Annotated in this window: 14 protein-coding genes; 5 read left to right on the forward strand and 9 right to left on the reverse strand. The window is 39.9% G+C overall.

Annotated features, from left to right (window positions below; all coding sequences use genetic code 11):
* The first annotated feature begins 8 nt into the window (after window positions 1-8).
* Complete coding sequence (locus tag ACHFIZ_RS08900) at window positions 9-2,180, forward strand: OstA-like protein (protein ID WP_410884943.1); 2,172 nt, start codon at window positions 9-11, stop codon at window positions 2,178-2,180.
* Here ACHFIZ_RS08900 and rdgB read toward each other — a convergent pair.
* Window positions 2,149-2,733, reverse strand: coding sequence for an RdgB/HAM1 family non-canonical purine NTP pyrophosphatase (rdgB, locus tag ACHFIZ_RS08905; protein WP_410884945.1), 585 nt, complete (start codon window positions 2,731-2,733; stop codon window positions 2,149-2,151). The genes ACHFIZ_RS08900 and rdgB overlap by 32 nt on opposite strands.
* Entirely contained in the window at window positions 2,733-3,299 is a 567-nt protein-coding gene (locus tag ACHFIZ_RS08910; protein WP_410884947.1) for a hypothetical protein, read from the reverse strand. Before ACHFIZ_RS08910 ends, rdgB begins: the two co-directional genes overlap by 1 nt.
* Before the next feature lie 99 nt (window positions 3,300-3,398).
* Here ACHFIZ_RS08910 and ACHFIZ_RS08915 point away from each other — a divergent pair, with 99 nt between their 5' ends.
* The 3 genes from ACHFIZ_RS08915 to ACHFIZ_RS08925 are packed head-to-tail and all read left to right on the forward strand — an operon-like array spanning window position 3,399 to window position 6,298.
* A complete protein-coding gene (locus ACHFIZ_RS08915; RefSeq protein WP_410884949.1) occupies window positions 3,399-3,902 on the forward strand; it encodes a hypothetical protein in 504 nt (167 codons plus the stop codon).
* Window positions 3,903-3,951: 49 nt separating this feature from the next.
* A complete protein-coding gene (locus tag ACHFIZ_RS08920) occupies window positions 3,952-5,328 on the forward strand; it encodes a peptidylprolyl isomerase (RefSeq protein WP_410884951.1) in 1,377 nt (458 codons plus the stop codon).
* 7 nt (window positions 5,329-5,335) lie between these two features.
* The gene (locus tag ACHFIZ_RS08925; RefSeq protein WP_410884953.1) at window positions 5,336-6,298 is read left to right on the forward strand and encodes an AAA family ATPase; all 963 of its coding nucleotides are present in this window, start codon (window positions 5,336-5,338) and stop codon (window positions 6,296-6,298) included.
* 2 nt (window positions 6,299-6,300) lie between these two features.
* On the opposite strand, the gene ACHFIZ_RS08930 is transcribed toward ACHFIZ_RS08925, so the two are convergent.
* The 7 genes from ACHFIZ_RS08930 to mutL are packed head-to-tail and all read right to left on the reverse strand — an operon-like array spanning window position 6,301 to window position 14,141.
* Window positions 6,301-7,182, reverse strand: a complete 882-nt coding sequence (locus ACHFIZ_RS08930) for a glycerophosphodiester phosphodiesterase family protein (protein WP_410884955.1) — start codon at window positions 7,180-7,182, stop codon at window positions 6,301-6,303.
* Window position 7,183: 1 nt separating this feature from the next.
* A complete protein-coding gene (locus tag ACHFIZ_RS08935) occupies window positions 7,184-8,035 on the reverse strand; it encodes a nuclear transport factor 2 family protein (RefSeq protein ID WP_410884957.1) in 852 nt (283 codons plus the stop codon).
* 40 nt (window positions 8,036-8,075) lie between these two features.
* Window positions 8,076-9,536, reverse strand: a complete 1,461-nt coding sequence (cysS, locus tag ACHFIZ_RS08940; RefSeq protein WP_410884959.1) for a cysteine--tRNA ligase — start codon at window positions 9,534-9,536, stop codon at window positions 8,076-8,078.
* Window positions 9,537-9,554: 18 nt separating this feature from the next.
* On the reverse strand, window positions 9,555-10,670 hold the full coding sequence (locus tag ACHFIZ_RS08945; RefSeq protein ID WP_410884961.1) for an endonuclease/exonuclease/phosphatase family protein: 1,116 nt from the start codon (window positions 10,668-10,670) through the stop codon (window positions 9,555-9,557).
* A complete protein-coding gene (locus ACHFIZ_RS08950) occupies window positions 10,670-11,554 on the reverse strand; it encodes a rhomboid family intramembrane serine protease (RefSeq protein WP_410884963.1) in 885 nt (294 codons plus the stop codon). Before ACHFIZ_RS08950 ends, ACHFIZ_RS08945 begins: the two co-directional genes overlap by 1 nt.
* Window positions 11,547-12,284: a rhomboid family intramembrane serine protease gene (locus ACHFIZ_RS08955; protein ID WP_410884965.1), complete on the reverse strand. Its 738-nt coding sequence runs from the start codon at window positions 12,282-12,284 to the stop codon at window positions 11,547-11,549. Before ACHFIZ_RS08955 ends, ACHFIZ_RS08950 begins: the two co-directional genes overlap by 8 nt.
* Window positions 12,285-12,287: 3 nt before the next feature.
* Window positions 12,288-14,141, reverse strand: coding sequence for a DNA mismatch repair endonuclease MutL (gene mutL / locus ACHFIZ_RS08960; protein ID WP_410884967.1), 1,854 nt, complete (start codon window positions 14,139-14,141; stop codon window positions 12,288-12,290).
* Window positions 14,142-14,259: 118 nt separating this feature from the next.
* Here mutL and ACHFIZ_RS08965 point away from each other — a divergent pair, with 118 nt between their 5' ends.
* Window positions 14,260-16,059 (forward strand): serine hydrolase domain-containing protein, encoded by a 1,800-nt coding sequence (locus ACHFIZ_RS08965; RefSeq protein WP_410884969.1) that lies wholly within the window; start codon window positions 14,260-14,262, stop codon window positions 16,057-16,059.
* The last annotated feature ends 27 nt before the right edge of the window (window positions 16,060-16,086 follow it).

The raw sequence follows: 16,086 nt of genomic DNA on the forward strand, positions 1-16,086 counted from the left end.
TTTGTAATGTGCAAAGAATTCAGCTCTTAATCCTGGCCTTAATCCTTCCGTTATCCTTGCTTGCGCAACAGAAAACGAAGATAAAATTGGAAGACAATAAAACCGGTAAATTGCAGGGGGAAATAACTTATTTGAAATTTCCCGTTTTCAGACATGAAAATGCAACCTTAACGGCTGATAGTGCAGTTTTTTACGAGAATAGGAACGTTTTTGAGGCCTTTAGAAATGTACATATCAACCAGGGAGACACCATTAATATTTATTCAGATTTTCTTACTTACGACGGAAATACAAAAGTAGCACACCTTACTAGTAACGTTCGGATGGTTGACAAAGAGAACGTACTAACAACCAACACACTTGACTACAACATGGGCAGTAAAGTAGGTACATATGTTGAGGGCGGAAAGATTGTCAACAAGGATGTGACCCTAACCAGTAAAAACGGATATTACTTTTCGAATAGTCGTGATGCCTATTTTAGATATAATGTTCTGGTAGTTTCGCCACAGAGCAGAATTACCTCTGACACACTGCGGTACAACACCTTATCAAACTGGGCATATTTTTATGGGCCGACCAATATAAAGGGCAAGGACGACAATCTTTACACCGAGAACGGTGCTTACAATACCAAGACTGAATACGCTTATTTTGGAAAGAAAAATCTTTACACCAATGCCAGCAAATCTTTAAAAGGAGACAGCCTTTATTACGATGGCAAGGCAGGGTACGGCAAGGCGGTTAAAAATATTGTTTTTAAAGATACTTCTGATAAAACTGTGCTTTACGGACAACTTGGGTATTACTATAAGCTTGGTGAGAAGGCCGTCGTCACTAAGAATGCATATGTGGGAATGGGCACAAAGGATTCTATTAAAGTAAAAAACAACCTGCAGCCAGATAGCCTTTGGATGGGTGCAGACACATTAGAAACACAAATGGTGCTCCGAAAAACACTAAGACTCATATCTTCTCCTACGCTTCAGAAAGACAACGAACTTGGTGAAGCGGAAGAAAACTCCCAAAGTAGAAAATCTGCAACGCGGCCAAAATCAATAACTGGAAAAGCACCCAATATTCCTCCTGCAATTAAAAAACCTTTAAAAGCGGAACAAAAGGCAGCAAAAGAAGTGGTTCCTGATACTTCTAAAAATGAGATCCCAAAGGATAGCTTACTGAAAGACAGCATTCCCATCAAGACTGTAGCAGTAGTAGCTGCAAAAGACTCGCTCAAAACCAAAACCGCACCAAGCTTGAAAATTACGAAGCCCATAGATACTACGTTAGCAAAACCCAGTATTAAAGGAGCTGCCGTTGCTAAAGCGACAGCCAACCTCAAACGAAATGATACCATCTCAACAAATCCTTTAGATACAGTAAAGACTCGTGTTATCAAGGCCTATCACAATGTGAGAGTGTATAAAACCAATATGCAGGCCGTTGCAGACTCACTTTTCTACACTGCTGCAGATTCCACTCTGAGGTGGTACGGAAAGCCAATACTATGGTCCCAGGGTTCTCAACAAACCGGCGATACTATTTTCTTAAGGCTAAAAAACAACAAGCTCAAAACGCTACAAGTTATTCAAAATGCATTCGTGGTAAATGTGAATTCCGATTCTGCTAAGTTGTTTAATCAGGTTAAAGGGAAAGTGATCACCGGATTCTTTACAAATGGTGAATTGAGTAATTTATTTGTTGATGGAAATGCCGAGAGTGTATACTATAACCGGAATAAGGATAGTGTCTATATTGAAATGAACCAGACGGTCAGCAGCAGGATCAAGGTTTTATTCAAAAATAAAGAGGTTAGTAGAATTTTGGCAATTAGAGATCCTGAAGGTGTTAGAACCCCAATTGCTGAATTAAAAGAAGATGTGAAACTTACGGGATTTACGTGGCAGCCTAAATTGAGAATTCTTTCTAAAAAAGAGGCCATTAATGGAAAATTAACATCCAAAACATCACCCAAAACCAGCAAACTGACGACAGCTACTAAGGTAGCCCCCGCGAAAAAGCCGATCATTACCAAAAAGAATGTGACCTCAACGATTAAGTCTGTCATTGGTAAAAACCCTATTCCGATCCCTGCTGCCAAAGACCTCAGGCAAGTAGATAGCTTGATTAAGAAAACGGATACTTTACTTAGGAAGAAGGTTGACCCTTTAAAAAAGTAATAAGCTTTTTCATAGCAATTGCGCGATGGCTGATTTGGTTCTTCTGTTCAGTGGTCATCTCTGCGAAGGTAATTGCATATCCATTTGGTTGAAATATAGGATCGTAACCAAAGCCTTTATCCCCCACCGGAACAGCTCTGATTGTACCCTCCACACTTCCCTCAAAGAAATAGTTTTGACCGCCTTGATAGAGACATATTACCGTCGTAAACCTTGCATTCCTATTGCTAACTCCGAGCATTTTCTGCAGTACAAAATCGAGGTTTTCTTTATCATTACGGGATCCTGAATATCTTGCAGAAAAGATTCCTGGCTCATCATTTAAAGCATCGATCTGCAACCCGCTGTCGTCACCAAAGCAATTTAAACTGAAGTGCTCAAATACATATTTGCTCTTCAAAGCGGCATTCTCTGCAAAGGTGCTCCCCGTTTCAGGTATATCTTCATCGCAGCCAATAGCTTTAAGACTTAATACTTTATACTGACCAGATAGCAGGTTACCAACCTCCTCTGCCTTGTATTGATTATTCGTCGCAAATACTAGTTCTCTCATTAAATTGTCAGCTTTTGAATAACTCCCCAAAGTGCTTTCTTAACCAGAAGATCGGCATCAAGTTTTCGAAGCTCCTTTGAAAAAATCAATCTGACGGCGCCTTCCAAAACAACTGTGTTTGAAGGATGATAAGTCAGGCCGAGATGGGAAGGTTCTACTCCGAATGAAAATATCAACGAACTCTTGAAAAAGTCGCGGAGGTCGTGAAAGCTTGCCCCTTTGTACTTTGCGTAATTAATTAGTGCGAAATCAACAGTTACCAGATTAATTGACTTGACAATCTTTCTTAAGAGCTCCCGTCCCAATTCATCACTCACATCATTATCTTCATCATTTACAAGAATTAGAATATTACGTTTATTACCCCCTAAAAAATTAAAATCAGGATTGGGTTTAGGTTTTGCTGATGCGGAAAGCGGCAATACAATAAGCTCCTGTTCTACTGGAGGTAATGTGGAAGGCTCTGGTGGGAGGCCCCAGGTGATACTTGGTTCATTTATAAGGTAAACGTCTTCAGTAAAGAATAATCGCAACGCATCACCGTTTGTTGTAAGTTGACCAGGCATTTATAGGAATTTCTTTTTCTGTTAAAATTAGTTAAATATCTCCTAATAGTGCCTTTATTTGTTACTTTTATGCCTTAAATTTTATACCATAAATCTCTTGTGAGAAAAATTTACTGTGTAGCTATTCTTTGCCTTTTTGGTACTGTTGGTTTTGCTCAAAATGTAGCAATTGTAAATGGAAAAGCAATACAGAGCAAAGAGTTTATTTGGACGTATAAAAAGAACCATAGGGGCATTGCCAACGTCTCTTACGAAGATTTGATAGCTTACTTGCACCTTTATATCAATTTCAAATTAAAGGTATTAGATGCAATGGAATTGAAGCTGGACAAGGATACCTCTTATTTGGCTGAAGTAAAGAAGTATGAGACTGCATTACAGGCGCAGAGAAGACTTTCGGAAAAAAGTGCAGAATACACTTTTGTGATGAACGAGTATAAGGAGGCTGTTTTGATGTTCAATATTTCAGAACTGAAGATTTGGAATAAAGCACAGGATGGAGAAGCTCAGCTTAAGCTTGAACAGGAATGGATAAATGCACTTAGAAATAAGTACACGATTAAAGTAAACCAGCAACAAATAAAGAAAATGGCTAAGCCATAGAACATTTTTGATAATTTTGCAACACAGAATACAATTGAAGACTCCAATAATGAAGAAATTTTTAGCAATCGCAAGTGTACTTACCTGCTTGTTTTTTAATGTAAAATCACAACAGTTACCAAAGAAAAATCTGGACAAAGTAGTTGCAGTACTAGGTAGCAATATCATATTATTATCTGAACTCAATCAGCAATACGCCCAGCATTTGAATCAAGGCAATCCGGCAAATGAAAGCTTTAAATGCTTAATCTTGAGAGATATGTTGGGAAACAAATTATTAAAGCTACAGGCTGAAATAGATTCAGTTTATGTGGAAGAGGCCCAGGTCGATGATGAAGTTGATAAGAGAATGCGCATGCAAATCCAACGTGCGGGAGGACAAGAACGTTTGGAGCAATTTTTAAATCGTTCAGTACTTCAGTACAAAGACGAGATCAGACCTGAAATTAAAGAGCAGATGATTTCTCAGAAGATGCAGGCAAAAATCACCCAGGATGTAAGTATCACTCCTCTTGAGGTTAAAAAATACTTTGATTCGTATCCAAAAGATAGCTTACCTGATATCCCAACTGAATTTGAGGTAGGCGAAATTGTGCTACATCCTAAACTTACAAAGGCGGAGAAACAAAGATTTTACGATAAGATTGATGCTTTTAGATTGAGGGTTAAAAGTGGAGAAGATTTTGGATTCCTGGCTAAATCTTACTCAGAAGATCCAGGCTCAGCACCTGATGGTGGAGACCTTGGTTTCTTTGACCGCACTAAAATGTTTAAAGAATTTACGGCTTGGGCCTTTAAATTAAAACCAGGGGAGATATCACCTGTATTTGAAACTGAAGCAGGGTATCACATTCTTCAGGTAATTGAACGCAGGGGTGAACAAGTCCAGGCACGTCATATATTGGTAAGACCTAAAAATACCCCAGAAAGCCTGGAACGCATAAAGTTACAGGCTGATACCATATACAAAAATCTGATGGACAAGAAAATTCCTTTCGCCTTTGCTGCATCGCAATACTCGGATAACAAGGACTCTCAATACAACGGCGGGATGATATTATATGCGGATAGGGTTACCGCAAGAACGACCTTTATCCCAGCTGACAAACTTGATCCAGCTGTGTTCCTTGTCGCTGATACCATGAAAGTAGGCGGATTCTCTAAACCAGTTGCATTCACTAGTCCTGATGATGGAAAAGAAGGCTACAAAATTCTTTATCTAAAATCTAAAGTTGCTCCTCATAAAGGAAGTTTAGAACAGGATTATGCCAAATTTAAAGAAAGAGCTCAGGAAGATAAGGTAAATAGAATCATGAGCGAATGGTTTGAAAAGAGAAGAGAAAATACTTACATTAGGATCGATAGCGAATACGGTACTTGTAACGAACTTAAGGTTTGGCAAAAGGAAGCTACCGCTAAAAACTAATCCATGTATGCAATTTGAGAATGATATTAAAGCAGTAGACGCCCTTCATGAGGCGTTCAAAAACATCAGTTCTGAAATAGGCAAAATTGTTATTGGACAGGATGGAGTTATCAAATCTGTACTAATATCTATTTTCAGTAACGGGCATTGCTTATTGGTAGGCGTACCAGGACTCGCAAAAACCTTACTGGTTCAGACAGTAGCAGGTGTAATGGATTTGAACTTCAATAGAATCCAATTCACGCCTGATTTGATGCCAAGCGATATTATAGGAGCAGAAATCCTGGCGGAAGATAGAAGTTTCAAGTTCATCCCAGGCCCTATATTTTCTAATATTATCTTAGCAGACGAGATCAATAGGACACCTCCAAAAACTCAGGCAGCCCTACTTGAAGCGATGCAGGAGAAGGCTATTACCGCTGCCGGCTTGCGCCACGTACTTCCCAACCCATTCTTTGTGCTTGCCACGCAAAATCCTATTGAACAAGAAGGAACCTATCCCCTGCCTGAAGCACAATTGGACCGGTTCATGTTTAACATCCATTTGGGGTATCCATCTTTCGAAGATGAGCTGACCATCGTGAAAAATACAACCAGTAACAGAACTGTCGAGTTGAAAAAAATCATTAATGCCGCTCAGATTCAATACTTTCAAAAACTGATCAGAAATATCCCTATTACAGATAATGTAGTCGAATATGCGGTTAAGTTAGTTGGTAAAACCAGACCTAATTCAACTCTAGCTACAGAAGACGTGAACAAATATATAAGTTGGGGAGCAGGTCCAAGAGCGTCACAATTTCTTGTTGTAGGGGCTAAATGTCATGCGGCGATTACTGGAAAATATTCACCCGACATAGAAGATGTTCAGGCTGTTGCAGCGTCAATTCTGCGCCATCGTATAGTTCGTAATTACAGAGCTGAAGCAGAAGGTTTATCGATTGAGCACATTATCAAAAAGCTATTTTAGCGTTATTCTTCCTTTATTTTCTGATAAATATTTGGATAGTCAGTTACGACTCCATCTACGCCTAAAAAGATCAAATCTTTCATATCCTTGACCGTATTTACGGTCCAGGGAATAATCTTAACTCCTGCCTTATGGCAACGATCCACTAAACCCTTACCTACTAAAGCTGCTGTTGGACTATAAACTGTTGGCTTAAAACCCAATTCTTCAATATTCTGCACGAAATCAACCTTTTCATCGACCATCAAAGAGGTCTTAATTTTCGGATAGTGCTCGTGAAGATATTGGAGCGTCCTTCTATCGATGGACTGTATAGTTACCCGTTTTGCTAGCTTATGCTTATTGACTACCGCCATAATGAGCTCTACGAATTCCTCAGCTTCTGGTTGGAATATATTATCTCCCTTTGGAATCGTCTTTGTTTCAATGCTGTATTCTGGCTTCGGAAGCTTGTTTGTCTTTACATAATCTTCCACAGCAACGATCGTCTCTTCTAATAAAGGTTTATAAGCAGGGTATTTCTGCTGATAAGGAAACCTGTTGTGAACCTTCAGACCAACATCGAACTTTTTAACTTCTTCATAATCCATTTTATAAATATTGAAAGTCTTTTGATTCTTCAATGTGATTGGCTTACCATTTGGCTGTGTGCTAAACTCATGGTTAAAGTATGGTTCTTGAGATAACACCACCATCTTATCTTTAGAAATAACAGCATTCATTGTTAATGTGGTCACCCCGAGCTCCAATGCCCTTAACATTCCGGTAATGGTGTTTTCAGGCATGATTCCTCTTGCACCGCGATTCCCTTGCAGATCAAACTTCTGAGCAGACGCTGTAAACGAGCCCAAGAGCATCAATACAAGAAACACATAACTTCTCATACTAGCGTTCTGCTGGCGCAAATACTATGGATATCAGGTTCCACATCGCATCAGGCTGACGCTCGTAAACAAATACATAATGAAAGCTTTCTCTTAAATCTGCTTTATAATCGATTGCTGCAACACCGTAAGTATATGCCAAATCACCTCCATCAGCCTTAACAACCTTTGTTCTTTTTAAAGAAACTTTTGCAAACATACTATTGAAAAAGGCAACAGCCTTGTCTTTACCGATAATCGGTTCATAGCCGGGGAACAGAACCCTCACATCATGGTTAGCAAAACCTGCAAATGCAGAAACACCATGCGTCTTTAGCAATGTATTCAACGTCTCTTCAGTAGTCCCGATGATCTCAGCTCCTGTTTGTCTCTGTTTATCATTAAGAAACTTAGGCTTATAGAAGTCATTCGGCTCGATGAATTGAGTTCTAACTTTATTTAATGGCTTATTGTGTGAAACGCCAAGATCAAGAGCCAGTTCCCATTTACCATTTACTACCTTCCAAATAGAAAAATATTGGCCGTATTCTTTAACAGCTACCGTGAAGGGCCCAGTAGTAAATCCAAAGTCACCACTTCTTGATACTTTTGCATATACCGGAATCCATACTACATCAGTAGATTCTGGCTGTGCCCCATAGAAAGTCTTTGCATTGACCGGATTAGGCCTAAACACCAAGGCATCATTAGCAGCAAATGTAGTGTATGCAGTTTTTGAACCGTTCTTAGCCAGGCTTTCTGCAAACTCCAGCTCAGCTTTAACTAATGATTTTGTTGTTCCGTCAGATTTCTGAGCATAAGCACCTAGAGTAATTAAAGAAGCAATAACGGTATAAAGGAATTTTGTTGTCATAATTGTGTTGATTAACAAGACAAATATAGGGTTTTAAGGATTAGATTTTGTTCCAGGTAGTACCTTCCTTACTATCTTTAAGCAGGATACCCATCTCATGTAAGCCGACTCTAATTTTATCAGAAGTTGCGTAATCTTTGTTTTCTTTGGCAGATTTACGAATATCAATTACCAAATCTAGAACTGAGTTAAGTTCAGTATTTGCGCTATCTTCATCTTTAAGCCCAAAGATATCAAACACGAAATCATTAATTAACTTCTTGAGCTTAACCAATTCTTCTGCAGAGATCTTTGCTTTGCCATCATGAACAGTATTAATGATACGGACCGCCTCAAACAACTCAGCAATAACCACCGGACTATTAAAATCATCATTCATAGCCTTAAGACAGTTATCTGCTAGCGATTGAATTTCAAAATCACTGGTATCAGATGGAATTAGTCTTCCCAACAAATTGACTGCATTCATCAATCTTCTGAAACCTTTTTCTGAGGCATCCAATGCCTCATTTGAAAAATCCAAGGTACTGCGATAGTGTGCCTGCAACATGAAGAACTTCACCGTCATCGGACTAAATCCTTTCTTCAGCATGGAATGGTCACCCGTAAAAAGCTCGCCAGGCAGGAATCCATTGCCCAAGGACTTCGACATTCTTGAGCCATTTACGGTAAGCATGTTGGTATGCATCCAGTATTTAGCGGGCTGTTTATGACTGTAAGCTTCAGACTGCGCAATTTCATTGGTATGGTGTGTTGCTGCAAGATCCATTCCTCCACCATGAATATCGAACTCATCACCTAAGTACTTTGCACTCATCGCTGAACATTCAATGTGCCATCCGGGAAATCCTACGCCCCACGGAGAAGGCCAACGCATAATAGTTTCAGGCTTTGCCATTATCCATAATGCAAAATCTAACCTCCCACGTTTATCGTCCTGACCACCAAGCTCACGGGTATTGGCAAGCATATCTTCCAAATTTCTGTTGGTAAGTATGGTGTAGTTATATTCTTTACTATACTTTTCTACATCAAAATAAATGGTCCCGTTAACCTCATATGCATACCCATTATTGATGATCTCTTTGATCATCTCTATCTGCTCCATGATGTGACCGGTCGCTGTTGGCTCAATGCTTGGTGGCAACGTATTGAAAACCCTTAAAACATCATGGAAACCTAGCGTATATTTCTGCACGACTTCCATTGGTTCCAATTGCTCAAGCTTCGCCCTTTTGGCAAATTTATCATCACCTTCATCACGATCCCCTTCTAAGTGACCGGCATCAGTAATGTTTCTTACATATCTAACTTTGAACCCGCTGTACTTCAGGTACCTGAATATTAAATCAAATGAAATAAAAGTACGACAGTTACCTAAATGCACGTCACTGTAAACAGTAGGGCCACATACATACATTCCAACGTTCGGCGCATGCAGGGGTTCAAATGGTTCTTTCTTACGTGTGAGGGTATTATATAGCTGTAAGCTTGTATTCATGCTGCAAATGTAAATATTTTAGGGCTTTAATTTAAGATCGCTGCGAACAGGAAAATGATCTGACAATTTGGCCTCAATAACATTATGGTTTAGGATATCAATATTTTGTGTTGTGGAGATATAGTCAATTTGAAAATTAGGGAATTTTCCATTGTAGGTACGTCCAAAACCTGTACCCTCTTTCACAAAGCTATTGTTTAAATAGGAAGTGAGTTTTGTAACCGCGTAGGAAGCAGGGGTATCATTGAAATCGCCCGCTATAATATAGGGAATTCTGCAATTCCGCATACTCGCTTGCATATAATCTACCTGTTCACTTCGTTTGCGGAAGGCAAGTTTAAGCATCGATAAAATACGTTTGGAGGAAGAGAGTTCTGGATCCATTTTATTTTTAATTTTATCGAGGTAATTATAGTCCTGTTTATCGAATGCGATCGATTGTAGATGTACGTTGTAAACACGGATAACTTTTGTTGGCGTCTGGATATCTACCCAGATACAGGTATTGCCATTCCTATGTTCCCTGAAGTCGATCTGACCTTTGTTAATAATGGGATATCTGGAGAAAATAGCAAGGCCATTTGCCTCATACTCATTCTGTGAAATTGGCACAAAGAAAACGTTCCTGATCTTCAAAGATTGCTTAAGGCTATCGGTGATATTGTATGGGCCTTTATAACGGGTAAAAAACTCCTGAAAACATATAATATCGGGATGCTCCCCTTCTATCAGATCAAGCATCTGTTCCTTCACAGTTTCTATCACTTCTTCGCCGTAAGGTCTGAAACTATGAACGTTATAGGTCATCATTCTAATCGCACCAGTATCAGTTTTTGGACCGATGCCTTTGTTGCCAAAAAAACCAAAGGAGGCGTTGAAAGCTTGCCAGCCAATCAATATAACCAAAAGGGAAGTGCAAGCCATATACCATTTCTTCGTGAAGAGCCACCATACGATCATTGCTGCATTTATCATGAGCAAATAAGGGTAAGCAAGGCCGAAAAATGGAATGTACTTAGAATCCCTGGGATCAATTTTACCTGCTACACACGCTAGAATCAATGCAAAAGAAAAAATCACCCCTATTATGCGCGTAAAGTGGTCAAGAAAACTAGTACGCTGAGCTTTCTTCATTAATGTTTGCTTGCTTTAAATAACGTTTCTTTCTCTTCCTTACTCAGCTTATCATATCCTGTCCTTGAAATCTTATCAAGAATCGCATCAATTTCCCTTTGATCAACATAACCTTCATTTTTACGAACCGATGGTCTCTTACTGTCTTCATTTCGAGAGGGTCGTTGATCTTTCTTAACTACCTTCAATTTAGGTTTTTTCTTAAATATAGCACTCCAATCACTTCCATTCTGAAGTGATTTAATGTAGACAAATCCGAACAGTGCGCCTCCAAGATGGGCAAAGCTTCCTCCGGCATTAGCCGATGTGCTTCCAATCAAATCCAATACCACGTACGCGAGCGCAAGATATTTCAATTTGACTTCGCCAAATAAAAGTAGGTTAATGGAAAAATTAGGAACTAAAGTAGCCGTAGCCACTACAATGGCCATAACCGCAGCCGAAGAACCAATAACAGTAGCTCCCGAGACCTCTCTGAAAACAGGAAAAATATTAAAGGCCCCGGCAAATACTACAGCACCTAAAAGACCACCAACAAGGTATACAAAATGAAATTGTCTGGGTTTTAAGAAATCAAGGAAAATCCGTCCCATCCAATACAGCCAAAGCATATTGAACAGCACATGGAAAAATCCATCATGAAAAAACTGATAAGTTAGAATGGTGTAAAAGTGGAGGGGCTGAGAAAGGATGTTTCCGGGAAAGGCAAAATATTCCCGGATAAAGTCATCATAAATAAGCCCTCCATTTCCTGAAAGGAAGAATGGCACGTTGATGAGCGCGACCACAACAAATATCAGCGTATTGATTCCTATGTAGAAAAAGGAAGGATCGCCGGATTGAAATATTTTAACTTTTAAATCACTAAAAACATTGTTATTCATAGTATTTATAGAATCGGTTATTGTCCTTATCTTTCCAAAGTTTTACCAATATAAAACCTAGCAATGCGCCCCCAAGATGCGCATAATGTGCAACTGAATCGCCAGGTACCTGAGCCACCCCTAAAGATAATTCGAAAATTATATAGATCGGTATGATAAATTTAGCTTTTACAGGCACAGGGATAAACATGATATATAATTCTGAGTTGGGATAAAGCATGCCAAATGCAACCAGCAATCCAAATATAGCTCCAGATGCCCCAACCATCGGAAATCCATAAATACCTATTAAAGTATCTCGTTGTTCTTGAGTTATGTTCGGAATATTTACAGTAGCCATATTTTGTGCAATATCCACGGTAACGGGATTATGCATAATAGAACCGGTGATCTGGTAAACTTCATAAGCCTGAACACCCATTTGCAGTGCAACGGCACCAAAACCAGTAATTAGATAAAAGTTTATAAATCGCTTAGTTCCCCATCTGTTCTCAATCACTCCCCCAAAGGTAAATAGGGCAAACATATTGAACAATATGTGCATAAAGTTACCATGCATGAACATATAAGTTAGCAACTGCCATACTCTGAAAAATTGTGAGTCAAAGTAAAAGGCTCCCAAAATATAGTCGAGATTAATGGCTGTAAGAATGTATTTAGCCGCAAAGAAGATCACATTAATGATCAGCAGATTCTTTACTACTGGTGGTATCTGTATATTATTAAGCATAGTTTATCTCTCAAATTTCTTATCCAGCTCAAGCAATGCAATGGTCTGAATTACGGGCTTTCCGCTGATGCTAAAGTTAGGTGTTTTGCAGGCGAAAAGTTGCTCTATCAAAGTATTCATTTCCTCTTGACCCAAAACTGTACCACTCTTAATAGCGCTGTTTCTGGCCATACTTCTCGCTAACGCATCCCGCTTGTCCAACTTCAGATCCTGCTGGGAGTTTTTAAAGCCTTCAATCAAATGCTCAAACAGCTGCGTCTCGTTAAAGTTTGCACTACCCAGATCAACAGGAATTCCCTCAATGACTAACGTATTTTTCCCGAATTCACGTACTTCGAAGCCTAAACTTTTAATGTCATCAAGAAGGCTCTTCGCCAACTCATAATCATTCGGACTTAAAGTCACAGTTTGTGGAAACAAACTTTGTTGTGAAGCCCCTTTCCTATCCTCCAAATGAAGTAGAAATCGCTCATAAAGTACGCGTTCATGAGCCGCTTGCTGATCAATCAACATTAAGCCAGATTTTATTTGCGAAATGATGTATCGGTTATGCAATTGCATCAGCTGCTTCTGAGCCGGAATCTGTTGCTCATCTTCATTTAACTTAAGGCTGTGCTGCTCAAGTGTCTGATCCTTCGAAATCTCATACAGCGAACCCCAATTCTTTGTGCTAGGTGTTATCCCGCCGCCACCACCATAGCTCTTACTAAAACTAGCGTAAGCCTTTTCTCTAAAAGGCCTTTCCTCTGCAAATGGATTGAAATCCGGATTAAAACTGATGCTCGGCGGAACGATTTCTTCTGGTGATTTATGCGTGATCATCGCGCTGAAACCTATTTCCTGATCAAAGTCGATGGTCGGACTAATATTAAACCTTCCTAGCGAGCGTTTAACCGCGGAATGCAGGATTGCATAAATTGACTTCTCCTCCAGATACTTTATTTCCGTTTTCGTAGGATGTACATTGACATCAATCTTCGCCGGATCTATGTCGATAAACAACACATACAGCGGAAAGTTGTCGTCTGGCAGCAGCTCTTCGTAGGCCCTGTTCACAGCGTGGTTCAGGTATGGATCTTTAATAAAACGGTTGTTTACAAAGAAAAATTGCTCGCCCCGGGTACGCTTAGCAAACTCAGGCTTACCAATAAAGCCTTTCAGATTTATGATGCTTGTTTCTTCCTCAACGGGAATCAGCCGTTCATTGTAATTGTTACCAAAAAGATGCACAATGCGTTGCTTTAATGCAGAGGCGGGCAATCTATAGATCTCAACCCCATCATGGTGTAAGCTAAAAGCTACCCCTGGATGTGCCATAGCTACTCGCTGAAACTCATCGATGATATGGCGCATTTCTGCCGGATTACTTTTTAGAAAATTCCTGCGCGCCGGGGTGTTATAAAAAAGGTTTTTAATGCAAATACTGGTTCCCTGCGAGGTAGCTACAGGCTCCTGTTTGATAAATACAGAGCCCTCAATCTCTATAAGAGTTCCCAATTCTTCGTCATGGCGACGGGTTTTCATATCCACCTGAGCAATTGCAGCAATGGAAGCCATTGCTTCTCCACGGAAACCCATGGTGCGAATTGCAAACAAATCTTCTGCCTTTCTTACTTTTGATGTTGCGTGCCGTTCGAAACACATACGCGCATCCGTAACACTCATTCCGCAACCGTTATCTATCACCTGTATCAATGCTTTGCCGGCATCTTTAACAATCAATTGTATTTTGTTCGCCCCAGCGTCAATAGCATTTTCCAGAAGTTCCTTTACTGCCGATGCCGGTCGCTGAACAACCTCACCGGCTGCAATTTGATTGGCGACACTATCGGGTAAAAGCTGTATAATATCTGACATGTATATTCTTTGGTAAAAGCTGCTAATTTACGCAAAATAAGATGCATCTCTAGCCATCTTTTTGACATAATTGGGTTACAAAGCCCCCAATTGGTATGCTTTTTATATATTTAACCATATGAACAAAATCATCTTCGGCCTGCTCATTTTATGCTCGTTTAATGCCTGTGCACAAAAAAATAAAGATAATATGGAGAGGCTGGCCGGCCTAAACAATATATCGGCCAATCTGGTCTTATTCAATAACAACGAAAATATAATTCCTGTAAAACAACTTGAAAAACTAACGATTGCATCAGTGAGTATTGGTTTTCCATACGCGTCAGCTTTCGATAGTCTACTCAACAAATACACAAAAATTAGTTCTTTCAACTCCAATAACTATCAAAATTTAACCACGCTTAACGATCTGGAAGATGATTTGAAATATTTTAATACAATCATAGTTCCGCTAACATCCGCAGCGAGCAATGATGCAAGAAACATTAATTTCATCGTTAGTCTGGCGAAAAGTAAGCAGGTGATCATCGCATTATTTGGAGACGGCCGCGGCCTTACAGCTTTTGATGCCCTACACGTCCCTATAATCTGGACCGAGCAGAACAACGCTATGTCTGCCGAAATTATCCCACAAGCAATTTTTGGCGGAATCGGTGTTAACAAACGTCTGATAACCGCATTGTCGCCAAAATATACTGCAGGATCTGGCTATACAACAACCCCAATACGATTGAAATACACCTTGCCCGAAGATGCCAATGTGAATTCGGATGACCTTGAGGGAATCGATGCCATTGCAAATGAAGCGATCAACGCCAAAGCCACGCCGGGAGCAGTAGTACTTGTAGTGAAAGATGGCAAAGTAATATTCAATAAGGCTTATGGAAGCCATACCTATGACAGCAATCTTCCAGATAAGGTCACTGATATTTTTGACCTTGCATCGCTAACAAAAACTACTGCAACGACGCCTACTGTAATGCGGTTGTATGAGGAAGGAAAATTAAACCTTGACACCAACATCGGGGCATATATTCCGAAAGCGCGCGAAAGTCCAATGAATCCAATATTGGTTCGTGAGGTAATGCTACATCAGGCAGGATTTATTCCTTACATCCCATTTCATAATGCATTGACGACAAGCGACTACAGTAGAGATTCAAGCGCCGCTTTTCCAACAAAAGTGGCCGACAACTATTATGTCCGCAAAAATTACTTTAAAGATGTTATGTGGCCTAAAATGCTTACTGCGCCAATAAGAACCAGGGGAAAGTACGTATATAGCGACATTAGCATGTACGTGATGAAAGATGTTGTGGAACGCCTTAGTGGAGTTCCGCTAAACCAATATGTAATAGATAACTTCTACAAGCCACTCGGTATGCAAACCGCAGGCTTTTTACCAAGAAACAGATTTACCAGAGAGCAGATCATTCCTACCGAACAGGATATATATTTTAGAAAAACATTGTTAGTAGGATATGTACATGATCAAGGCGCCGCTTTGGTTGGGGGAGTTTCTGGTCATGCTGGACTATTCTCCAGTGCTAATGACCTGGCGATCATCTATCAAATGTTATTAAATAAAGGTACGTATGGCGGAACGCAGTATTTTAAACCCGCTACTGTAGATATGTTCACCCAAAAGCAATCACCTGTAAGTAGAAGAGGATTGGGATTCGACCGTTGGGATCCAGACTTGAGCAAAACCTACCCTTCAGAACTGGCATCTCCCCAAACCTATGGTCATACTGGATATACCGGGACATGCGTATGGGTGGATCCTTCAAGAGGATTGGTGTATGTTTTTCTGTCGAACAGGGTAAATCCTAGTGTATCAGATAAACTGGGAAATATGAAAATTAGGGGAAGGATTGAGGATGTGATCAATAGAGCCATTGACAAGGGTGCTAAATGATGTCATTTTGGGGTCAGGTGGTTAAGG

The sequence above is a fragment of the Pedobacter sp. JCM 36344 genome (genome assembly GCF_046546555.1).
In the GTDB taxonomy this organism is placed as follows: domain Bacteria; phylum Bacteroidota; class Bacteroidia; order Sphingobacteriales; family Sphingobacteriaceae; genus Pedobacter.